Origin of the sequence: Streptomyces sp. NPDC090108 (genome assembly GCF_044747185.1) — a bacterium.
Taxonomy (GTDB): domain Bacteria; phylum Actinomycetota; class Actinomycetes; order Streptomycetales; family Streptomycetaceae; genus Streptomyces.
The window spans coordinates 116,787-138,388 of record NZ_JBIVDQ010000009.1 but is presented as its reverse complement, the minus strand read 5'-3'; the positions used below and the strand labels follow the sequence as shown (position 1 = coordinate 138,388).

Genomic DNA, 21,602 nt, shown 5'->3' with positions numbered 1-21,602 from the left:
TAACAAGAGATCGCCGGTTCGCAAATTCGATCTCGGCTATTCGGACATCGATTTCCCTGTGACGTCCGGGAGTTGTGACCGGGGTCACCTCCGCCCCTGCCGCCCCGCGGCGGGCCGTCCGGCCGGCCGCGGCGTGGCGCGGGGCACCCGGGTCAGCTCAGCGTGACCTGGCGGTTGGTCAGTCCGCCGCGTGCGCGGCGCTCGTCGGCCGTGAGCGGCTCGGTGACGGCGAGGGCGGCGGCCAGACGCTCCGCGAACTCGGCGGCCGGCTTCTCCACGTCCTCGGCGGTGACCGAGCTCGGCAGGTCCCAGACCGGCACGGTGAGGCCGTGAGCACGGAACGAGCCCACCAGCCGGGTGCCCTCGCCGAGGCCGGCGCGGCCCGCGGCGTGCAGGCGGGCGAGAGCGTCCAGAAGCTGCTCCTCGGCGTGCGGCATGACCCAGCGCAGGTGGTTCTTGTCCGGGGTCTCGCACCAGTAGGCGGCCTCCACGCCCGACAGCTTCACCGTCGGGATGGCGGCGGCGTTGGCGCGCTCCAGGGAGGCGGTCACCTCGGGGGCCGCGTTCTCCGCGTCCGGCACCCAGAACTCGAACCCGCTGTGCACGACCGGCTCGAACGTGCCGTCCAGGTCGAGCAGATCCTGCAGCCGGGGCCCGTCCGCCGGGGCGCGGCGGCCCTCCACCGGGGTGCCGGGCGCCGCCTCCAGCGCGCGCTGGAGGGTGTCGGCGAGGTCGCGGCTGATGTCGCCGGAGGCCGTGTCGTTCTGCAGGCCGAGCAGCACCGAGCCGTCGTCGCGGCGCAGCGCGGGCCACGCCATCGGGAGCACCGTGGCCAGGGACACCGCCGGGACGCCCTCGGGCAGGCCGCCCTTCAGGGTCAGCGCGACGGTGGCGGCGGGCACCAGCTCGCGCAGCGCCACCCAGTCGCACTCGCCCGGCAGCCCCTCGAACGGACGCTGCACCAGCTCGGTCACCGCGTGCGCGGCGGCCCGGCCGTGGCAGGCCTTGTAGCGCCGGCCGCTGCCGCAGGGGCAGGGCTCACGGGCGCCGACAACCGGGATCTCCCCGTCCGTGATCTGCGGGCGCTCGGCCTTCGTCTGGGGTCGCTTCTTCGCCATCGTGGCTGTCTCCCGGGTGCGGCTCATCTGGTACGCCGGGAGCCTAGCCGTTCGTGCCTCGGGCGCGGTGAACCTGTGGGCAACCCACACATGGCGACGGCGGTGCGGAGGCGGTCGGGTCCGGTGCGCTCGGGCCGGGGACGGTCGGGCACGGTCGGGGCCGGGGCGCTCGGGGCGGAGGCGGTCGAGGCCGGCGCGGTCCGGTCCGGGCCCCGCCCGGTCCACGCGTCCCCGACGCGTCCGCTCAGTCCAGGATCTCGAACGCGTCCGCGAAGTCCAGTCCGGCCAGGTCCGGGACCGAGGAAGCCGTGAGAGGGGCGGCGAACGCGTCCTGCCGGCATCCCGCGTCCGGGTCGTGCACGTCCTCGTGGACCACCACCCAGACCGTCACCTCGCCCCGGATGCCGTCCTGGACGCCCCAGTCGTCGGCGAGCGCCTCGATGATGCTCAGCCCGCGGCCGCCGTGCGCGGTGACCGAGGGGTGGGCCGGGGCCGGGCGGGTCGGTCCGCCGCCGTCCGTCACCTCCACGATGAGCCGCCCGCGCGGGTCGACCCGCCAGGCGGCGCGCACGGCACCGTCCCCGGCGAGCGCGCCGCCCAGGGGGCGCCCGTGTTTGCACGCGTTGCTCAGCAGTTCGGAAAGGATCAGAACGGCATCGTCGATGACCGGTTCGGGGACCCCGCCGCCGCGCAGTTGCGCGCGCATCCGGTGTCTCGCGTTCCCCACGCCCGCAGGGCCATGGGGTACGGCCATGCTCGACGACGTGGGCACCTCCTGTGCCACCACCAACGCCACCCCCGAGACCTCCTTCGCCCCACGCCACGGAGTGGATGCCCTCCTGGCCTGGACCGGAAACCGGCCAATCCACTTCCGGTGACGCATTCGCAACCTCCGGCCACGGTTCGAACGCGCCGGAGCACTCCCCCGGGGGTGTGCCGCGCGGGTCAGCGGCCGAGGCGGCCGAGGACCGCGCGCGGGCGGTTGGTGATGATGGCGTCGACGCCCAGGCCGACGCAGAGGTCCACGTCCTCGGGCTCGTTCACGGTCCACACGTGGATCTGGTGGCCGGCCCGCTTGAGGCGCTCCACGTACGCCGGGTGGTGGCGCACGATCCGGATCGAGGGTCCCGCGATCCCCACGCCTGCGGGCAGCCGGCCGTTCTGCAGCCGGGGGGAGACGAACTGCATCAGATAGACCGTCGGCAGCGTGGGCGCGACGGCGTGCACACGGTGCAGCGAGCGCGCGGAGAAGCTCATGATCCGCACCGGCGACTCGGCGGCGGAGGGCGGCGCGTCCAGGCCGAACCGCTTCAGCAGCGTCAGCATCCGCTCCTCGACCTGCCCCGCCCAGCGCGTGGGGTGCTTGGTCTCGATGGCCAGCTCCACCCGCCGGCCGGAGTCCGTGACCAGTTCCAGCAGCCGTTCCAGGGTGAGGACGGAGGTCTCCTCGCGGTCCTCGGGGCGGTGCTCCCAGTCGGGCTCCTCGTCCCGGCCGCGCCAGGCCTCGCGCGACTTCCAGGAACCGAAGTCCAGGGCGGCGAGGTCGGCCAGTTCCAGGGCCGAGACGGCGCCCCGGCCGTTGGAGGTACGGTTCACCCGCCGGTCGTGGACGCAGACCAGGTGGCCGTCGGCGGTCAGCCTGACGTCGCACTCCAGCGCGTCGGCGCCGTCCTCGATCGCTCTGCGGTACGCGGCGAGCGTGTGTTCGGGCGCGTCCTCGGAGGCTCCCCGGTGGGCTACGACCTGCGGGGCGCGCTGTGCTGCGTGGGTCACCGCGTCATGGTCCCACCGTCGCGGGGTACGTGTGACGGTCCCGGACGGGTCCGCCCGGCGAACCGGGCGTGAGGAATACACGCCTATGTAATGTTTGTCGGAACAGTCCTATATAAAGAGTCGCTCCGGACCCACAGCCACCGCTTATGGTGCTCTGACGGCCCGTGGGAAAAGCTGATTGCGTACAACAGGATCGGAACCATGCGCAGCCGCATCGCACCGGGCTCGCGCTGCCCGGACGACGGCCGTGCACGCCATGCCGACGTGACCGAGCATGAGCGAGTGGGTCCGAGTGCGACCGACGACAACAGCCGTGGATCGAGGAGAAGAGCTGTGAGCACCGAGAACGAGGGCAACGCGGTACCCCCGTCCCCGTCCGCACCTCCCGTGCCGGTGGAATCTCCCGCTGCCTCCCCGCAGGGCCCCGCACCCGACGGAGGCGCGCCGACGGCTTCGCTTCCGCCGGTGCCGCAGGGCCCGCCGGAGCAGGGCGCGCCGAACGCCGCGCACACCTACCCCGCCCCGGCCGAGGGGGCGTACCCCGCCGGCCAGGGCCCCGACGCCCACCAGCCGTACGGCCCCGCCGCCTCCGGCGACCCCTACGCGGCCCCCGCCGCCCACGGCGCCTGGCCGCCCCCGCCCCCGGCCACCCCCGCGTACGCCGACGGCGGCTCCGGCGGCGGCTGGGGTTCGACGTACCAGCAGCCCGCTCCCCGGCCGGGCGGCGGCCGCGGCGGACTGATCGCCGCGGTCCTGGTGGCCGCGCTGGTCGCGGGCGGCCTGGGCGGCGGCCTCGGCTACACGCTGGCCAAGGACAACGACAGCCACGGCTCCACCACCGTCTCCGCCGCCGACGGCAACGCCGAGCAGGTCAAGCGCGCTCCCGGCACCATCGCGGGCGTGGCCTCCCGGGCGCTGCCCAGCACGGTCACCATCGAGGCGGAGAGCACCAACGGCGAGGGCGGCACCGGCACCGGGTTCGTCTTCGACACCCAGGGCCACATCGTCACCAACAACCACGTGGTCGCGGACGCCGTGGACGGCGGCAAGCTCACCGCCACCTTCCCCGACGGCCGGAAGTACGACGCGGAGATCGTCGGCCACGCGCAGGGGTACGACGTCGCCGTCATCAAGCTCAAGAACGCGCCGTCGGACCTCAAGCCGCTCGCCCTCGGCAACTCCGACAGGGTGGCCGTCGGCGACGAGACCATCGCCATCGGCGCCCCCTTCGGCCTGTCCAACACCGTGACCACGGGCATCATCAGCGCCAAGAACCGCCCGGTGGCCTCCAGCGACGGCAGCGCCAGCAGCAAGGCGTCGTACATGAGCGCCCTGCAGACCGACGCGTCCATCAACCCGGGCAACTCCGGCGGTCCGCTGCTGGACGCCGCCGGCGCGGTGATCGGCATCAACTCGGCGATCCAGTCCTCGACCAGCGGCGGCCTCGGCTCCGGCCAGTCCGGCTCGATCGGCCTGGGCTTCGCCATCCCGATCAACCAGGCCAAGTACGTCGCCCAGCAGCTGATCAGGAGCGGCAAGCCGGTCTACGCCAAGATCGGCGCCTCCGTCTCCCTGGAGGACTCCACCAACGGCGCGAAGATCACCGACCAGGGCGCCGGCGGTTCCTCCCCGGTCGAGTCGGGCGGCCCGGCCGCCCAGGCCGGCCTCAAGCCCGGCGACGTCATCGTCAAGCTCGACGGTTCCGTCATCGACAGCGGCCCGACCCTGATCGGCGAGATCTGGACGCACAAGCCCGGCGACCGGGTCACCGTCACCTACAAGCGGGGCGGCCAGGACCACACGGTCCAGCTGACCCTGGGCTCCCGCGTCGGCGACAGCTGACCGCCACGCGCGCGTGGAGGGACGCTCCGCGCGGCGGCCCGCCCCTTCACGACCGGCCCGCCCCCACGACTCCGCCCGATCCCGGTACGCTGTACCCGCTCCGCCCCAGGTGGGCGGCGCGGGGAGGCGTGCCCGAGCGGCCGAAGGGAACGGTCTTGAAAACCGTCGTGGCAGCGATGTCACCGTGGGTTCAAATCCCACCGCCTCCGCAGAGGTCATAGACAGTGCAGGTCAGAAGGGGTGCCCCGGAATCCGGGGCACCCCTTCTGCGTGCACCGGGGTGACTGGCATCCTCTGTCCCGCGACCGCGCGGAGCCGCGGTTCGTCACCAGATTGGAGTGTCGGTCATGCCGACCATCTCGGTCATCACGCCGGTGTTCGACGGCGGGGACGCCTATTTACCCGAGACCTACGAGAGTGTCGCCGGTCAACGGCTGCCGGCGGGCTGGTCGTTGGAGTGGATCGTCCAGGAGGACGGCAGGACGGGGAAGCCGCTGGCCAGGGTCCCCGACGAGCCCTGGATATCCAAGGGGACCGGCCGGGCCGGCGGTGCGGCACGGACGAGGACACTCGCGCTGACCCGTGCCACCGGCGTCCTCACGCGCTCGCTGGACGCGGACGACCTGTTCCCCGACCCGTACGTCCTGGCCCGTGACATCGAGGCGCTCGGGGCGCACCCGGATCTCGCGTGGACCGTCGCGCCCTGCCTGGATCTGCACCCGGACGGGAGCCTGACCCCCGGCCCGTACGACCCGCCCCCCGGCCGCCTCCCCGCCGGACTGCTCGCGGAGGGGCTGCGTCAGGGAGCCCTGGCTGTCGTGGGGACCATGGCGACGTACTACACCGGTCTGCTCCTCGCGGTGGGAGGCTGGCCGGCGCTCCCCGCCCTGGAGGACGTGGGGCCGCTGCTCGCCGCCGAAGCCGTGTCGGACGGCTGGATGCAGGAGAAGCCCGGCGGGATCTACCGGAAACACCCGCGCCAGTCCACGGCCTCCCCGGAACACCGGGACGAGGAAGAGGCGGCGATCCGGACCAAGGCGGTCCTCGATCGCGCGGAGAGCATGCGGACACTCGGATGGCGCTGGCGGCCATCGCGGCCGGTCACTGTCGGGACTGCCGGTAAGGCGCTCTGAAGGGGCGGTCCGGCGCGTCCGCGGAGCGCGTCCGCCGCCTGGTCAGCCGCAGTGGCAGCCGGAAGCCGCCGGGGCGGTCCCACCGGCCGGAGTGGTGCAGCAGGCGTCGTCGCCGGGGGTGGCGCTCTTGCCGAGGGTGCCGGCGTCGGCCTTGACGACGTAGATCTCCCAGGGTTCCTTGCCGGGGCCGTGGACCCACACCTTGTCCTGGAGGGCGTAACAGCAGGAGGTGTCGCTCTCCTCGAAGGTGGCGAGGCCGGCGTCCTTCAGGCGGCCGGCGGCGGCGCCGACCTCGGCGGTGGAGCCGACCTCGACGCCGAGATGGTCGAGACGGGTCTCCTGCCCCGGCTCCCCCTCGATCAGGACGAGCTTGAGCGGGGGCTCGGCGATGGCGAAGTTGGCATAGCCCTCGCGCCGTTTGGCCGGACCGGTGCCGAAGAGCTTCGAGTAGAAGGCGATCGACCCTTCGAGATCGCCGACACGCAGGGCGAGTTGAGCACGGGACATGGCAAGGCTCCCATCGGCTTGCATCGATGTCTGTCGATACGAGCTTGTCGCCTGGATCGAAGAGTGTCAACATAGACGCATGTCGAAACAAGAGCTGGTGGTGCTCGGTGCGAGCGACGGCACCGGTGCGTGCTGCCCGGGTCTGGTGACCGCGCCCCTGGACGAGGACCAGGCCGCCGAGCTGGCGAAGCTGTTCAAGGCGCTGGGTGATCCGGTGCGTCTGCGTCTGCTCTCGATGATCGCTTCGCGCGCGGGCGGCGAGGTCTGCGTCTGCGACCTGACGCCGGCGTTCGACCTGTCCCAGCCGACGATCTCGCATCACCTCAAGCTGCTCCGGCAGGCCGGTCTGATCGACTGCGAACGCCGGGGCACATGGGTCTACTACTGGGCCCTGCCCGCCACCCTCGACCGCCTTGCCGCCTTCCTGAAGGCCTCGCGGGCGACGGAGGCCTCCGGGTGAGCGCCCCGCTCGCACGCCGTGCCCTCGCCGAGGCCGTGGGGACGGCCGCCCTGGTCGCGGTGGTCGTCGGTTCCGGGATCCAGGCGACCGAGCTGACCCGGGACCCCGGTGTGCAGCTGCTGGCCAACTCGCTGGCCACGGTCTTCGGTCTCGGCGTCCTCATCGCGCTCCTGGGGCCGGTCAGCGGCGCCCACTTCAACCCGGTCGTCACGCTCGCGGCCTGGTTCACGGGCCGCCGCGGCAAGGACGGCCCGGCCCTGCGGGACGTCGCCGCGTACCTCCCCGCGCAACTCGCGGGAGCCGTCACCGGTGCCGTCGTGGCCGACGCCATGTTCGGCAGGCCTCTGGTGCGGTGGTCGGTCCACGAGCGCTACGCCGGTCATCTGTGGCTCGGCGAGGTGGTCGCGACCGCGGGGCTCGTTCTGTTGGTCCTCGGGCTCGCCCGTACCGGCCGGGCGCACGTCGGGCCCGTGGCCGTGGCGTCCTACATCGGCGCGGCGTACTGGTTCACGTCCTCCACCTCGTTCGCGAACCCCGCGGTCACCGTCGGCCGCGCCTTCACCGACACCTTCGCCGGCATCGCCCCGGGCTCGCTCGGTCCGTTCGTCGCGGCCCAACTGATCGGCACGGCCGTCGGGCTGGGGCTCGTGACCGCAGTGTTCGGACGCCCCGCACCCGCGAGGACCGGCACCGTTCCCTCTCCGGCCGAGCCCGAACCCGCCGCCCCCACCCGCTCCTGACCGCATTCCGTCCAGAAAGACATGCCGATGACCACTCCCGCCGCCGAGCGCCCCTCCGTGCTCTTCGTCTGCGTCCACAACGCGGGCCGTTCCCAGATGGCCGCCGCGTTCCTCACCCACCTCGCGGGCGACCGCGTACAGGTGCGTTCCGCCGGGTCCGCGCCCGCCGGCGCCGTCAACCCGGCGGTCGTCGAGGCGATGGCGGAGGCGGGCATCGACATCTCTGCCGAGGTGCCGAAGGTGCTCACCGTGGAGGCCGTGCAGGCGTCCGACGTGGTCATCACGATGGGCTGCGGCGACACCTGCCCCGTCTTCCCCGGCAAGCGCTACCTCGACTGGCGGCTCCCCGACCCGGCCGGCCAGGGCGTCGACGCGGTCCGCCCCATCCGCGACGAGATCGAGAAGCGGGTACGCGGCCTGCTCGACGGGATCGCTCCGGAGCGCCGAGGGTGACTGGACGAGCCGAGCGTCAGCCGGACCGGCCCGCCTGCGCGCTGGTCGCGCAGGCCGCCGCGCCGCCCTCGGCGAAGCGGTCCTTGGCGCAGTAGCTGATGTCGGGGTAGTAGTCGCCCATGACCGTGGCCGGGTTCTGGTTCTTGCCCACGTCCTGGACGGCCTGGTGGAAGCCGTCCGCCGGAAGCATCGTGCGGAAGAGCAGGATGCCGGTGACGTCGGTGGGGCCCCAGGGGATCCAGGTCACGCGGTTGGCCGTGGTGGCGCCGGCGGGGCGGTCCTGCGGGGTGGAGACCACGATCGTGTAGCGGCCGTCCTTGTCCACGGCGGTCTGGAAGTCGCCCGCGCAGGAAGTCGCCGGGTAGGGCAGCCGCCACTGGTTCTGGCAGAGCGACCAGTAGCGGACCTGCGTCCTGGTGAGGACCGACTGTCCGTCGCTGGTGTGCGGGAACGTCGGGGCCTTGCCGCGGATGACGACGATCCGTCCGGCCTCGTGCGCGACCGGGGTGCAGAGGTACTTGTTGTAGGGGTTGGGGAAGTACCCCGAGGCCTTCTTCGGCAGCGCGAAGCCGGGGGCCTTCGCGGTGGAGTTCCCGCAGCCCTCGAAGCCTCCGGCGGCTCTGTCCTCCTGCACCCGCTGCCTGAGGAACTGTGCCAGCGGTCCCGCGGCCCCCTTCGCCGAACCGGCCCCCGGACACGTCTTCACCGAGCTGGTGTCGCCGTTCCTGTGCCGCACCGACAGCGCGGGCAGGGGCACGCCGCCCGTGGGGTCGGCCTCGTTGTCCGGCACGTAGATCCGCAGGACCAGGAAGCCGGTTCCGGAGTCCGCGCCGCCGGCGCCGGCGGCCAGCGTGTTGCCGCCGGAGCCGGCCGTTACGCCGGGCTTCACGGTGACCGTGTAGCGGTGCCGGGCCGTGTCGGTGCCGGCTTGCTCCTGGGCGAACGGGTTCCTGCTGCCGGGGTCCGGGGTCATCTGGCGGTCGGCGAGCGAGTCGACCGGGGCGCCCTTGGCGTCGTACGTCGTCAGCGAGGTGAACCGGGCGGCCGGATAGGTCCCTTGGGCGGTCAGCCGGTCCCCGGCCGCCAGACGGTACGGCATCATCCAGTAGGTGGCGTTCGTCTCGGGGAAGGCGAAGTTCAGCCTGCCGGGGCGTACGACGGCGGGCCAGGCGCAGGAGACGGCGGGGGGCGCGGCCCGCGCCGCCGATGCCGGTGCGGCGGCGTCTGCCGCGGCGGCATCCGCCGGAGCGGCGGTCGCCGTCATGAGGAGACCCAGTACCGCGAGGGCGGGGGCTGCCGGTGTGCGCTTGAGGAAGTGCATGGAGCCGCTCCATCCGTGGCTCGCGACGGCTGACGGCGCTCGCGGCGGCACACGGCGGACGACCCTCGCGGCAGCGGACGGCGCCGGGCCCGGGACCACCGGAATGTGGCCGCCGGACGGGCCCTCCCGGTCGGCGGGAGGCCCCCGGCACTGCCACCGCGGGTCTCGTTCCCCCCAAGTGTCACGCCGCCGCCGAAGCCCCGCAACGGCACGGATCCGCCCTCAGGCCCCCGGCCTGTGCTGGGCGTGCGCCCCTTGCCGGGTGCGGTACTTGGAGGAGAGCTGGCCGACGAGTTCCCAGAAGCACACCAGGGCGGTGATCGGCGGGACGCCGAGCATCACGTAGGCCAGCAGCGAGCGGGAGGAGTGGCTGACGCACAGCGCGACCGCCATGGCCGAGGCCGTGAGGAGGACGCCCCAGGAGCGGGGCGCGCGCTGGTGCTGGACGGTCGCCCGCAGGATCGACAGGGCCGCCACGAACCACGGTCCGTACACCGTGAGCGGCCACCAGTGCGCCAGTCTTCCCGGCAGTACCGTTTCAGCGATCGCGCGGAGCTGACCGTAGGTGTAGCTGATGGACCAGCCCAGCAGCGAGGCCGCGCACACCGCGATGACGGCGATGAGGATCGTGGCCTGGGTGATGTGCCGTCCGCCGACGACGAGGAGGCGCGACTGCCGCTGCATACGCCGCCGTTCGCTCCGGCCGGGCATACGGTCCGGTGGGTCGGAGGCGGGCCGCGGCTCCGGTACCGGCGCGGGTGCCGAAGCCGGTGCCGGGGAGGGCGCCGGTTCCGCCGAGAGCATGTGGGCCAGTTCCTCGTCCAGGTCCCAGGGGTTCAGGGTGGCGGCCGGTGCCGGGCCGTTCCAGGACTGCTGCGCCGGGAACGGGACGGTGCCGTACTGGCTGGGCGGGACGGTGCCGTACTGGACCTGCGGGACGCCGTACTGGAGCGGCGGGTCCTGGTCCGGCCTCAGGGGGTACTGCGGGCCGTAGAGGTGTGCCTCGTCGCTGTACCGGTCCATCCGAATTGCCTCCACGCCCGTATGCGAGATTTCCGTCCGGAACGCGGGAGCGGGAGGGTGTCCGGCACGGCGCCGGCGCCGCCGGTCCCTGCGCGGCAGCCCGCGGCCGGCCGGCCGCCCTGTCCCTGACCGGGGTCGGAAGAACATCCCGGGGTACGAGCGGGTACCGACCGGAAGAATCCTTTCTCCGCACCCGCTTGCTCCCCGTCACGTCCGCTTAACGAGCGTGATCGGCAGGCGGATGTACGGCGTTCGGGGGATTGACTCCCCCGCAGGAGTGATCGCGGACGGCCCAGGGGAACACCCGGCCGAAGCGAATGCGGAACAGGTGCGCGAAAAGGGGTGTCCCCCGGCGGAGGACACCCCTTCCGTGTGCGGCCCGGTGTCGGAGCGAGCGAGCGAACGGGCGCGTGCGGCCGGTGCCGGAGCGAGCGTGTGCGGCCCGGTGTCACAGCGAGCGTGTGCGGCCCGGTGTCAGAGCGAGGACGGGATCCGCGCGGCGAAGTCGCGTCCGGCGGCCTTCGCGGCGGGCGGGAACACCATCTTGAGGGCCTTGTCCTGGCCCTGGACGGTCAGCATCGTCTTGAGCCCCAGACCCAGCAGGGCCCGGCTCAGCGGGGCCGCCGTGATGATCTGGCGCGGGATGTTCACGAGCAGCTTGCCCGGCTTGCCCGTGGCGGTCTTGCCGTCGAAGAAGAGCAGCCGCTGGTCCGTCAGCACCCAGTACATCGGGCGGGGCTGGACCGTGGCTATGACGGTGCCGGCGGACACGGCGGCGACCAGCGCCGTGGTGAGGATCTGGCGCTTGGCCGAGACGGAACCGACGTTCGCCATTCCGGTGAGCTCGACCTGCTCACCGCCCAGCAGCAGAGGCGAGGCCGTTTCGAGGAGTTGACGGTTTCTACGCTTGTTCATGGACTCTCTCAGAGATGGGAATCGTGCATTCCGCCATCAGGGCAGGCGGATTCTAGCCAGGGCGGGCGGAGCTCCGGCCGCCCGGGGCGCATGCAGGCCGCGGGAAGCGGCCGCCCGCCGGGCCTCTCTGCGTACGGCCGCCCGCCGGGGCTCACGGGAGGCGGCCGGACATCCGGGCGGCCGACGCGATCGTCGCGCGGGCCTCGCGTTCGGTCAGGCCCGTGGCGCGGGCCGCCTCGACCAGGGCTTCGGTCAGGGCGGGTCCGATGCCGTTCTCATGGGCGCGGCAAGCCGCCCAGTACAGACGGGTGTTGCGGGTGCCCGCGTCGGAGTCGAGGACGAACCGGACCAGGCCCGCGCCCTGTCCGGTGGTGGAGGCCGGGACGGCGCGTGCCGTGCGGGGCGGGGGCAGCAGCAGGCGCAGCAGGGCCTCCGGGCAGGCGGCGGGCGGCAGACGGGTGGCGCCGGGGGCGACCGTGTAGACGCCGTAGGACGTGCGCGAGCCGGGGCCGGCCAGGTAGCCGCCGGCACCCCGGATGTCGATGCCGGGGGCGAGCCGGCCCGCGGAGTTGGGGACCACGACGTCCGGCGGTCCGGCCAGCCACAGGTGATGGCCGCCGCTCGGGGTGCGGACGACGACGGTGGCCGGGACGGTGAACCGGTGCCGCAGGGCCAGGGCGCGCAGGGCGGCCGGGGCGTCGGTGCCGGGCTTGGTGTCCAGGTCGACGCCGATGAGGCGGTACGGCGGGAGGCCGCAGGCGACGCCGTACCCGGTGGCCCACGGGGCCGCGGCGAACAGCGCGCGGACGCGGACGGGGTCGGCGGAGGCGTCGTACACCCCGTGGCCGAAGCGGCCGCACTCGCCGTGGCAGGCGGCGGGCGGGGTGTCGCCGTGATGCGGGGAGCGCAGGGCCGGGAGCTTGGTCCGGGACAGCGGGATGACCGCGAGGCCGCGCTCGGCGGCGGACAGGGCGTACGCGAGGGCCAGGGCCGTGGCCTGCCGGTGGATGGTGGCCATGCATCCATGTTCGTACTCGTGTTCGAGAAAGGGAAGGGGGCGTGAGGGCGACACGCCGATGTGGGACAGATCGGCCGGAAAGGTGCGGGAACGGTTCGCCGCTTGGGGCGCTTGAGGAGGGAAGGTCCGATCCGTCCGGTCGTGCGGCGTGAGGGCGGGAAAGGTGGCGAAAGGGGTTTATCGACATGTCATCACGCTTGCGTGCGAATCAGGCCGCCCGGGGTGGTTCCGTGCCGTTCCGCTGGGCAACTCTGGACTCGCGACGTCGTCCACGAAGTCGAGGCGGTCGGCCAACTGCCCCGACAACAGCAGTACTTCACGCACTACGGCCGCTCCGGCCGCCGAGTTCATGGTTCTGGAGGAACAACATGGCAAGCATCCGTACCGCCCGCGTTCTCGCCGCCGTCTCCGCCCTTCCGCTCGCGGTCGCCCTCTTCTCGGGCGTCGCGGCGGCGGACAACGGCGCCATCGCGGACGACGGATCGAACGCGGGTGTGGCGAGCGTCATCGGCAGCGGGGTGGGGCACGACAACAACGGCAACTCGTCGACCACCCAGCAGAACGCCGTCGGTTCGGGCGCCTCGAACCAGAGCAACACCGCACAGGTCAACGGTTCCGCCTTCACCGCCATCCAGCAGGGCAACTCGAACGTCGCCGTCCACTTCGGCCCCCTGTGGGGGTGAGTCTGGGGCGGGGCCCCTTCCGCTGAGGGGTCCCGCGGGGTGTGCTCCGGGGTCGTCACACGTCCGCGCGGCGGTACTTCGGTACCGCCGCGCGGGCGTTGGGGGCGTGGCGCCCGCCCGCACGGCGCCCTCTCGGGGCCGACCCGGCAGGGGAGGGGGGTCCGGCCCTCCACCTTCAGGAGGTGCGGGCGGACCGGCCCCTACAACCTGAGGGGGACCCCGTTTCGGCACCTGGGGGCGATCCCCGGGACGCGGTCCGCTCCTAGCGTGGAAGACGTGACCACACCTGTCTGCACCAGTGCCTCGGCCGCCGCCGCACCGGCGCGGCAGGCTGCCCCGCACGCGCCGCCCGCCCGGCATTCCCCGCCCGCACCGGCCCCGGTTCCCACCCCGCGCGCGGCGTCCCCCTCGTCCTCCTCGTCTCCGTCGTCCCCCTCGCGCCCGTCCCGTCAGGCTCCGCCCTCGTACCCCTCGCACGCCGGCTACGCCTCCTTCTCGTCGTACGTGCGGGCACGGCAGACCGTCCTGCTGCGCACCGCCCGCTCGCTGACCGCGAACCCGAGCGACGCCGAGGACCTGCTGCAGACCGCGCTGGCCAAGACGTACGTCGCGTGGGAGCGGATCGAGGACCATCGCGCGCTCGACGGCTATGTGCGCCGGGCCCTGCTGAACACGCGGACCTCGCAGTGGCGCAAGCGCCGGGTCGACGAGTTCGCCTGCGACGAGCTGCCCGAGCCGGACCCCGTGCCCGGCACGCAGGACCAGGCCGAGCGGCAGGCGCTGCACGACGCCATGTGGCGCGCGGTCGCCAAGCTGCCGGCACGCCAGCGGGCGATGGTCGTCCTCAGGTATTACGAGGATCTCAGCGAGGCCCGGACCGCGGAGGTGCTCGGGGTCTCGGTGGGCACCGTGAAGTCGGCGGTGTCGCGGGCGCTCGGCAAACTGCGCGAGGATCCGGAGCTCGGACTCGTCCGCTGAGGGGTGAATCACGCTCCCGCTAGTGACATACCGCGCGGTATGTGCGCAGAATCAGCGCAGCCCCTACTGCCGCGCAGGCGATATCACCCGGGAGGACGCCGTGCTGAGCACCATGCAGGACGTACCGCTGCTGATCTCGAGGATCCTGACCCACGGGTCGACGGTCCACGGGACCTCACGGGTGATCACCTGGACCGGGGAGGACGAGCCGCACCGGCGCACCTTCGCCGAGATCGGCACCCGCGCGGCCCAGCTCGCCCACGCGCTGCGCGACGGGCTCGGTGTCCGCGAGGACGAGCGCGTGGCGACCCTCATGTGGAACAACGCCGAACACGTCGAGGCGTACTTCGCGATCCCCTCCATGGGCGCGGTGCTGCACACCCTGAACCTGCGGCTGCCGGCCGAGCAGCTCGCGTGGATCGTCGGCCACGCCGCCGACCGCGTGATCATCGTCAACGGCTCGCTGGTCCCGCTGCTCGCGCCGCTGCTGTCCGGGCTGCCGACGGTGGAGCACATCGTGGTCTGCGGACCCGGCGACCGCTCACCGCTGGAGGGCGCCACCGCGCGCGTCCACGAGTACGAGGAGCTGATCGCGGGCCGGCCCACCGCCTACGACTGGCCCCAGATCGACGAACGCCGGGCCGCCGCGATGTGCTACACCTCCGGCACCACCGGCGACCCCAAGGGCGTGGTGTACAGCCACCGTTCGATCTATCTGCACTCCATGCAGGTCAACATGACCCAGTCGATGGGCCTGACCGACCGGGACACCTCGCTCGTCGTCGTGCCGCAGTTCCACGTGAACGCCTGGGGGCTGCCGCACGCCACGTTCATGACCGGCGTCAACATGCTGATGCCCGACCGCTTCCTGCAGCCCGCCCCGCTCGCCGAGATGATCGAGCGCGAGCGGCCGACGCACGCGGCCGCCGTCCCCACGATCTGGCAGGGCCTGCTCGGCGAGCTGCGCGCCCGTCCCCGTGACGTCTCCACGCTCACCCAGGTCACCATCGGCGGCTCGGCCTGCCCGCCCTCGCTCATGCTGGCCTTCGACGAGCTCGGCATGCGCGTCTGCCACGCCTGGGGCATGACGGAGACCTCGCCGCTCGGCACCGTCTCCCGGCCCCCGGCCCACGCGGTGGGCACCGAGGAGGAGTTCGCCTACCGCCTCACCCAGGGCCGTTTCCCGGCCGGCGTCGAGGCGCGGCTCACCGGCCCCGACGGGGAACGCCTGCCCTGGGACGGCGAGTCGGCCGGCGAGCTGGAGGTGCGCGGTCCGTGGATCGCGGGCGCCTACTACAACGGCCCCGACGGCGAACCCCTGCGTCCGGACGACAAGTTCAGCGCGGACGGCTGGCTGAAGACCGGTGACGTCGGCATCATCTCGCCCGACGGCTTCCTCACCCTCACCGACCGCGCCAAGGACGTCATCAAGTCCGGCGGCGAGTGGATCTCCTCGGTCGAGCTGGAGAACGCGCTGATGTCGCATCCGGACGTCGCCGAGGCGGCCGTGGTCGCCGTGCCCGACGACAAGTGGGGCGAGCGGCCGCTGGCCACCGTCGTGCTCAAGGCGGGCGCCGGCGCCGACTTCGCGACCCTGCGCACCTTCCTCGCGGAGGAGGCCCGGATCGCCCGCTGGCAGCTGCCCGAGCGCTGGGCGGTCATCGCCTCGGTCCCGAAGACGAGCGTGGGCAAGTTCGACAAGAAGGTGCTGCGCAGGCAGTACGCGGAGGGTGAGCTGGAGGTCACGACCCTCTGACCGCCGGTCCTCCGCGAACCCCTGGGCCCCGTGCCCGGGGGTTCCCGCGACCTCCGCCGCGGGAACGCGCCGCCGGGGCGGGACAGCCGCCGGGACAGGACAGCCGCCGGGGCCGCCCGCCTCGCATACGGCCCGGCGCCGAGCCCGCCCCCGCGTACGGCCGGGCGCCGGCGATCGGCCGGGTCGCCGCCGGTCGTCTAGTTCGTGCCGATCCGGGCCAGCAGGTCCACGATCCGGGCCTGGACCTCGTCGCTGGTGGACCGCTCCGCGAGGAACAGCACCGACTCGCCCGAGGCCAGGCCCGGCAGGTCGGCCGTGTCGACGGCGGCGGTGTAGACGACGAGCGGGGTGCGGTTGAGCTGGCCGTTCGCGCGCAGCCAGTCGATGATCCCGGTGCCGCCGGCCTGCCGCAGCTGCAGCTGCATCAGGTCCATCACCACGAGGTTCGGCCGGAACTGCCCCGCCAGCGTCACCGCGTCGGCGTCGCTCGCGGCCCGCGCCACCTGCATCCCGCGCCGCTCCAGCGTCGAGGTCAGCGCCAGCGCGATCTCCGCGTGCTCCTCGATCAGCAGGACCCGCGGCGGGTGCTGCTCGCTGTCGCGCGGTGCCAGCGCCTTCAGCAGTACGGCGGGGTCGGCGCCGTACGCCGCCTCGCGCGTGGCCTGCCCGAGTCCCGCCGTGACCATCACCGGCACCTCGGCGGCGACCGCCGCCTGACGCAGCGACTGGAGCGCGGTACGGGTGATCGGACCGGTCAGCGGGTCCACGAACAGCGCCGCCGGGAAGGCCGCGATCTGCGCGTCGACCTCCTCGCGGGAGTGCACGATGACGGGCCGGTAGCCGCGGTCGCTCAGCGCCTGCTGGGTCGTCACGTCCGGCGCGGGCCACACCAGCAGCCGGCGCGGGTTGTCCAGCGGCTCCGGGGGCAGCTCGTCGTCCAGCGGCTGCGGACGCGGGGTGTCCGACACCTCGACGGCGCCACCGGGACCGTCCAGGGGCTCGGGACCCTCGTCCGCGTTCGCGTCCGGAGCTCCTATGGCGTACGACCGTCCGGCGCCCTCGGTGTTCGGCGCCAGCCGGGACTGTCCCGCCGCGGACGGCTGCCCGGCCGGTGCCTCGGCCGGGTTCGGCCGGCCGGGCTGCTCCGGCTGCTGGCCCGGGCGCGCGGCCGGATCGGGCGGGGTGCCCAGCTTCCGGCGGCGGCCGGAGCCGCCCGGGGAGCCGGGGGGCGGGGTCGCGCCGGGCTGCTGCACCTGCAGGGCCTGCCGGGCGAACGGCACCCCCTGCCCCAGCGTGCGCACGCTGATCGCGCGCCCCTGGGTGGAGTTCGGGTCCGCCGTCGCTCCGGACGCCTCGGCGGGCAGCGGCTGCGCGGCCCGCGACGCCTGGGCGGCGTCCGCCGCGGCGCCGGCCTGCGGGGCCTGCGTGCCCGCGCCGGACGTGCCGTCCGTGCCGGGCCACTGCTGCGGCACCCCGGTCGCCGGGGTCTGCGCCGTGCCGGGGGCGGCCTCGACGGGGAGCGGCTGGGCCGCGGGAGCCGCGGCCGGCTGACCGGCCTGCGGGGCGGGAGCGGGCTGCGGTTGGCCCGGCGGAACCGGGACCGGCTGACCGGGTACGGGCTGTGCGGGAACCGGCTGACCCGGGAGCGCGGGCACCGGCTGACCCGCCACGGCCTGCGGGGCCACGGGCTGCGCCGGGACCGCCTGTCCGGGAACGGGCTGCCCGGGAGCGAGCTGCGCGGGCTGACCGGGTACGGCCTGCGCCGGAACCGGCTGTCCCGGAACCACCGGCTGTCCCGGGGCCACCGGCACGCCCTGGCCCGCGACGCCCTGCGCCGGTACGACACCCCCGGCGGCCGGCACGGCCTGGCCGGGCGCGGCCTGGGCCACGGCACCGGGCGCCGCCACGACGCCCGCCTGGCCCGGAAGCCCGGCCTGCGCGGGGAGTCCTGCCTGCGCGGGGAGCGCGGCCTGTGCCGGGACACCGCCCGGCGCCACGACTCCCGCGGGGGCCACGGCACCACCCGGAGCGACGATGCCGCCCGGAGCGACCACGCCGGCCGGGCCGACGGGGCCCGCCTGCGGGGCGGTCTGCGCCGGGGCGCCCGGTACGGGGACCGGCTGCCCGGCGGCGGATGCCTCGACGGCGACGCCCTGCGGAGCCGCCTGAACCTGAGCGGCCTGAACCTGAGCCGGCTGAACCTGGGCCGTCTGTGCGGGAACCCCCGGGGCGACCGGCACGGCCTGCGGAGCCTGCGGGACCGCGACGGCCTCCGGGGCCTCCGCCGGCGGCGCGACAGCCCTGCGGCGGCGGCCGGTCGGCGCGGTGGCCGGATGCGGCTGCGGCGGAGTGTGGTCCTCGTCCGGGCCGGCCGCCACGGCGTCGTGCCGTCCGTCCTCGCCCGGTGCCGGTGCCGATGCCGGTGCCGCGACGCCCGGGGCCCCGGGGCCCGCGGGCAGAGCGAGGGGCGCGCCCTCGGCGGCCATGTACTCGGGCGAGCGGTCGGCCTCGGCGGGAGGCAGCGCGAAGACGGGGCGCCCGCCGGCCTCCTGCGCCGCCGCACGGTCCGCGGCCGCGGCCAGCGCACGCCGGCGCCGGCCGGTCGGCTCCCCGCCGTCGGCCGTACCGTCGTCCTCCGCCTCGTCGGCATCGGGAACGTTCCCGGCGGCCGCCGGTGCCGGCAGCGCGGGCGGCAGGGCCGCCTGCGGCCGGACGCCGTCCTGCGGGGCACGCTGCCCGGCGGGCACGGGAACCCCCTGGGGCGGCACGGCCCCGCCGAGTCCCGAACCGGACGCGGCGGCCCCGGCGGCGTGCTCGGCCGCCGTCACCACGACTCCCGCGGCACCCAGGGCGGGCACCGCGCCCGCGGGGCCGCCTTCGCCGGAGCCGATCTCGGCGGGGCGTCCGCGACGCCGTCCGGTGCCTCCGGAACCGGAGGCCTCCGCGCTCTCGATCGCGATCGGGCCCGCCTCCTCGGCGGGCGCGCCGGCCCGCCTGCGGCGCCGGCCGGTCGGCACGGCGGCCTCGCCGTCGCCGTTCGGGCCCTCGGCCGGAGCCTGGCCCGGCACCTCGATCTCCAGGAACGCGTCGGTGGAGGACCTCCGGGCCCGCCGCCTGCCCACGGCGACCTGCTCGGTCGGGGTGTCCGGCACGGCCTCCGCGGCCACGGCCTCCCTGGGGTCCGGGACCCGGGCGGCGACCGCTCCGGCCCCGCCCCCGAGCGGTACTTCGAGGACGTACGCGCTGCCGCTCATGCCCGGCACCTCGTGCGTCTGCAGCACACCCCCGTGGGCGCGCACGATGCCGCGCACGATCGGCTCGTGCACCGGGTCGCCCCCGGCGTACGGGCCGCGCACCTCGATGCGGGCCACCTCGCCGCGCTGCGCGGCGGCGACCACGACGGTGTTGTCCAGGTAACCGCCCGTGGAAACGGGCGAGTTGCCGGTCGCGTCCACGCCCGCCACGTCGGCGACGAGGTGCGCGAGCGCGGTCGCGAGCCGCTGCGGGTCGACCTCGGCCTCGATGGGCGGGGCGTGCACGGCGAACTGCACCCGGCCCGGCCCGATCAGTTCGACGGCCCCGTCCACGCCGGCGGCGACGACGGCGTCGAGCATGACCTTCGTCCGGGTGATGTCCTCCGTGCCCGCGTCGAGCCGCTGGTAGCCGAGGACGTTGTCGATGAGGGTGGTGATCCGCGAGTAGCCCGCCGACAGGTGGTGCAGCACCTGGTTGGCCTCGGGCCACAGCTGGCCGGCGTCGTCCGCGGCGAGGGCGGCCAGCTCGCGCCGCAGCTCGTCCAGCGGTCCGCGCAGGGACCCGCCGAGCAGCGTGAGCAACTGCTCGTGCCGGCCGGAGACGGCCTCGTACCGGTCCTTCTCCCGCTCGCCGAGCGCGGCGTACCGCTCCTCGCCGGCCGCGACCTCCTCGTCGTGCTGCTCGCGCAGCTCCTTGAGTTCGGCGGTGTGCCGCTCGCGCAGTTCGTCGAGCTCGGTGACGTGCTGCTGGCGCAGCGCGGTGAGGTCGGAGGCGTGCTCCTCGGAGAGCTTCTCCACCTCGTCCGCGTGCGCCTGCTCCAGCGTGCTCTTCTCGTCGGCGAGGGCGTCGTAGGGGCGGCGGTCGGTGAAGGTCATGACGGCGCCGACGAGCTGGTCGCCGTCGCGCACGGGCGCGGTCGTCAGGTCGACCGCGACCTTGTCGCCGTTCTTGGACCACAGCACCTGCCCGCGCACCCGGTGCTTGCGCCCGGAGCGCAGGGTGTCGGCGAGCGGCGACTCGTCGTACGGGAAGGGGGAGCCGTCGGCGCGGGAGTGCAGGAAGAGCGTGTGCAGTTCCTTGCCGCCCAGCTCGCCGGCCCGGAAGCCCAGGATCTGGGCGGCCGCCGGGTTGACGAGCACGATCCGCCCGTCGGTGTCGGTGCCGACGACGCCCTCGGCGGCGGCCCGCAGGATCATCTCGGTCTGCCGCTGCGAGCGGGCCAGTTCGGCCTCGGTGTCCACGGTCCCGGACAGGTCCCGTACGACGATCATCAGCAGTTCGTCGCCGGTGTAGCCGGAACCGTCGTACGCCTGCTGGCCGTTCTCCAGGTTCGCGCTCGTGACCTCGACCGGGAACTCGGTCCCGTCGGTGCGCCGCGCGACCATCCGCGTCGGCTTGGTCCGTCCGCGCGGGTCCATGTGATCGGGGCGCCGCATGGAGCCCGGGATCAGCCTGGAGTCGAACTCGGGCAGCAGATCGAGCAGCCCACGCCCCACGAGTGCCGTGCCCGGGGCCTCGAAGGCCTCCAGGGCGATGGTGTTGGCGTTCACGACGGTCCCGTTGGCGTTGACCAGGACCAACGCGTCGGGCAGCGCGTCGAGTATCGCCGCGAGGCGAGCAGCGCCTCGGGATGGCCTGCTGCTCACGAGACGCTTCCTCCCTGTTACCGCACCTTGCCGACCGCTCGGGCCATCTTGCCAACCGGCCCGCAGCGTGTCACGCGAGGGAGTCTAAGGGCAGGAGTCGGGGGCGCGTTGCCGGATGAGAGGGAGGTCGCACGACGAAGTGATGCCGAACAGGTGACCGCACCTCCTCTTCTGTACGTACGGTGCCGCGCCGATCCCCCTCCCGGGCGGGTGCCGCCCGCCCGAGACCTTCGCCGGACCTTTACGGTCACGGCACGGGGCCTGCGTGGTGACGGCGCGGGGGCTGCGCGGGGGTGACGTGGTCGCGGCTCGGCGGCCGTACTCCTTCGCGCCTCCGTGTCCCCTCGCGCCCCGTGTCCCTCATCCGGAGGCGTTCATGTCCGGGAGGAGGGGCACCAGCCGGTCCCACCGGCCGATCTCGCATCCGTTGCCGCGGTCGTACCGGGCGTCGACCGGGCGGCCGGCCCAGGTGCCGGTGACATGGGCGGTGGCCGGGCCGCCGTAGATCAGCGTGCAGATGCTTCCGGGGGGTACCGGGGCGAAGGTGTCCCGTCCCCACTGGGTGTTCTCGTCGAGCACGCGACAGGCTCCCGCCGCGTCCGGGTGATCCCCGGCGGCGGGATGACAGGACACCTCGTACGTCCCGTCCCGGCCGGGACCGGCGTGCCGGACGACGACCGTGAGGTGGTCGCCGGCCCGGTCCTCGGGCCGTACGGGCGGCGGTGCCGCGGGCGCGGAACCGGGCGTGGCCGCGGCCGGTACGGCGCCGAGGGCCGTCAGGGAGGACAGGGCGGCGGCGAGGGAGGACACGAGGGCGCCGCGCGGGACGCCGGGCAGGAAGGAGACCATGCCCTGCCCAACGCGCACGCTCCCCGGACGTTGCGGTCCCCGCCGGCTCCCCGCCGGTGCCTCGGCTCCCCGGCGGTGTCCGCCACCTGCCGCGCCGCCCGGTAAGCCCTTTGCTCTGTGGCCCCCGCGCCT

Annotated in this window: 19 protein-coding genes and 1 tRNA gene; 10 read left to right on the top strand and 10 right to left on the bottom strand. The window is 74.2% G+C overall.

Annotated elements, in window-relative coordinates; genetic code table 11:
- Positions 1-152 precede the first annotated feature (152 nt).
- A complete protein-coding gene (locus tag ACIPRD_RS28825; protein ID WP_401567235.1) occupies positions 153-1,118 on the bottom strand; it encodes a DUF5926 family protein in 966 nt (321 codons plus the stop codon).
- 244 nt (positions 1,119-1,362) lie between these two features.
- The gene (locus ACIPRD_RS28820) at positions 1,363-1,914 is read right to left on the bottom strand and encodes an ATP-binding protein (protein ID WP_401567233.1); all 552 of its coding nucleotides are present in this window, start codon (positions 1,912-1,914) and stop codon (positions 1,363-1,365) included.
- Here ACIPRD_RS28820 and ACIPRD_RS28815 point away from each other — a divergent pair.
- Positions 1,871-1,996 (top strand): hypothetical protein, encoded by a 126-nt coding sequence (locus tag ACIPRD_RS28815; protein WP_401567529.1) that lies wholly within the window; start codon positions 1,871-1,873, stop codon positions 1,994-1,996. The two genes, ACIPRD_RS28820 and ACIPRD_RS28815, sit on opposite strands and share 44 nt — an antisense overlap.
- A 67-nt stretch (positions 1,997-2,063) precedes the next feature.
- Here ACIPRD_RS28815 and ACIPRD_RS28810 read toward each other — a convergent pair whose 3' ends face one another.
- Positions 2,064-2,891, bottom strand: a complete 828-nt coding sequence (locus ACIPRD_RS28810) for a glycerophosphodiester phosphodiesterase (protein WP_356402223.1) — start codon at positions 2,889-2,891, stop codon at positions 2,064-2,066.
- Between the two features lie 333 nt (positions 2,892-3,224).
- Between ACIPRD_RS28810 and ACIPRD_RS28805 the strand changes: the two genes are divergently transcribed.
- From ACIPRD_RS28805 to ACIPRD_RS28795, 3 genes are all read left to right on the top strand, one after another.
- Positions 3,225-4,733: a trypsin-like peptidase domain-containing protein gene (locus ACIPRD_RS28805; RefSeq protein ID WP_401567229.1), complete on the top strand. Its 1,509-nt coding sequence runs from the start codon at positions 3,225-3,227 to the stop codon at positions 4,731-4,733.
- A 122-nt stretch (positions 4,734-4,855) separates the two neighbouring features.
- Positions 4,856-4,942, top strand: a tRNA-Ser gene (locus ACIPRD_RS28800).
- A 138-nt stretch (positions 4,943-5,080) separates the two neighbouring features.
- Positions 5,081-5,866 (top strand): GltA, encoded by a 786-nt coding sequence (locus tag ACIPRD_RS28795; RefSeq protein WP_401567226.1) that lies wholly within the window; start codon positions 5,081-5,083, stop codon positions 5,864-5,866.
- A 42-nt stretch (positions 5,867-5,908) separates the two neighbouring features.
- Here the strand turns inward: ACIPRD_RS28795 and ACIPRD_RS28790 are convergent, their stop codons facing one another.
- Positions 5,909-6,373 carry an ArsI/CadI family heavy metal resistance metalloenzyme gene (locus ACIPRD_RS28790; protein WP_401567223.1) on the bottom strand — a complete coding sequence of 155 codons (465 nt, stop codon included), beginning with the start codon at positions 6,371-6,373 and terminating at the stop codon, positions 5,909-5,911.
- A 79-nt stretch (positions 6,374-6,452) separates the two neighbouring features.
- On the opposite strand from ACIPRD_RS28790, the gene ACIPRD_RS28785 reads away from it, so the two are divergent.
- From ACIPRD_RS28785 to ACIPRD_RS28775, 3 genes are read left to right on the top strand one after another with little or no spacing between them, the layout of a single operon-like run.
- Positions 6,453-6,833 carry a metalloregulator ArsR/SmtB family transcription factor gene (locus ACIPRD_RS28785; protein ID WP_356402232.1) on the top strand — a complete coding sequence of 127 codons (381 nt, stop codon included), beginning with the start codon at positions 6,453-6,455 and terminating at the stop codon, positions 6,831-6,833.
- Positions 6,830-7,573, top strand: coding sequence for an aquaporin (locus ACIPRD_RS28780; RefSeq protein ID WP_401567219.1), 744 nt, complete (start codon positions 6,830-6,832; stop codon positions 7,571-7,573). Before ACIPRD_RS28785 ends, ACIPRD_RS28780 begins: the two co-directional genes overlap by 4 nt.
- A 27-nt stretch (positions 7,574-7,600) precedes the next feature.
- Positions 7,601-8,026: an arsenate reductase ArsC gene (locus ACIPRD_RS28775; protein ID WP_356402236.1), complete on the top strand. Its 426-nt coding sequence runs from the start codon at positions 7,601-7,603 to the stop codon at positions 8,024-8,026.
- Positions 8,027-8,042: 16 nt separating this feature from the next.
- Here the strand turns inward: ACIPRD_RS28775 and ACIPRD_RS28770 are convergent, their stop codons facing one another.
- The 4 genes from ACIPRD_RS28770 to ACIPRD_RS28755 form a co-directional block, all read right to left on the bottom strand.
- A complete protein-coding gene (locus ACIPRD_RS28770; RefSeq protein ID WP_401567216.1) occupies positions 8,043-9,347 on the bottom strand; it encodes a hypothetical protein in 1,305 nt (434 codons plus the stop codon).
- Between the two features lie 222 nt (positions 9,348-9,569).
- Positions 9,570-10,370: a DUF2637 domain-containing protein gene (locus tag ACIPRD_RS28765; protein ID WP_356402240.1), complete on the bottom strand. Its 801-nt coding sequence runs from the start codon at positions 10,368-10,370 to the stop codon at positions 9,570-9,572.
- Positions 10,371-10,844: 474 nt separating this feature from the next.
- On the bottom strand, positions 10,845-11,285 hold the full coding sequence (locus ACIPRD_RS28760; protein WP_356402242.1) for a hypothetical protein: 441 nt from the start codon (positions 11,283-11,285) through the stop codon (positions 10,845-10,847).
- Positions 11,286-11,436: 151 nt separating this feature from the next.
- Positions 11,437-12,303 (bottom strand): bifunctional DNA primase/polymerase, encoded by an 867-nt coding sequence (locus tag ACIPRD_RS28755; protein WP_356402244.1) that lies wholly within the window; start codon positions 12,301-12,303, stop codon positions 11,437-11,439.
- A gap of 368 nt (positions 12,304-12,671) precedes the next feature.
- Here ACIPRD_RS28755 and ACIPRD_RS28750 point away from each other — a divergent pair, with 368 nt between their 5' ends.
- The 3 genes from ACIPRD_RS28750 to ACIPRD_RS28740 all read left to right on the top strand — a co-directional run bounded on the left by ACIPRD_RS28750 (position 12,672) and on the right by ACIPRD_RS28740 (position 15,720).
- Positions 12,672-12,986, top strand: a complete 315-nt coding sequence (locus tag ACIPRD_RS28750) for a hypothetical protein (RefSeq protein WP_356402246.1) — start codon at positions 12,672-12,674, stop codon at positions 12,984-12,986.
- A 276-nt stretch (positions 12,987-13,262) separates the two neighbouring features.
- Positions 13,263-13,964 carry a SigE family RNA polymerase sigma factor gene (locus ACIPRD_RS28745; protein WP_401567212.1) on the top strand — a complete coding sequence of 234 codons (702 nt, stop codon included), beginning with the start codon at positions 13,263-13,265 and terminating at the stop codon, positions 13,962-13,964.
- Between the two features lie 112 nt (positions 13,965-14,076).
- Entirely contained in the window at positions 14,077-15,720 is a 1,644-nt protein-coding gene (locus ACIPRD_RS28740; protein ID WP_356402458.1) for a long-chain fatty acid--CoA ligase, read from the top strand.
- 197 nt (positions 15,721-15,917) lie between these two features.
- Here the strand turns inward: ACIPRD_RS28740 and ACIPRD_RS28735 are convergent, their stop codons facing one another.
- Positions 15,918-20,621: a PAS domain-containing protein gene (locus ACIPRD_RS28735; RefSeq protein ID WP_401567209.1), complete on the bottom strand. Its 4,704-nt coding sequence runs from the start codon at positions 20,619-20,621 to the stop codon at positions 15,918-15,920.
- Between the two features lie 360 nt (positions 20,622-20,981).
- Complete coding sequence (locus tag ACIPRD_RS28730; RefSeq protein ID WP_356402460.1) at positions 20,982-21,470, bottom strand: SSI family serine proteinase inhibitor; 489 nt, start codon at positions 21,468-21,470, stop codon at positions 20,982-20,984.
- Between the last annotated feature and the right edge of the window lie 132 nt (positions 21,471-21,602).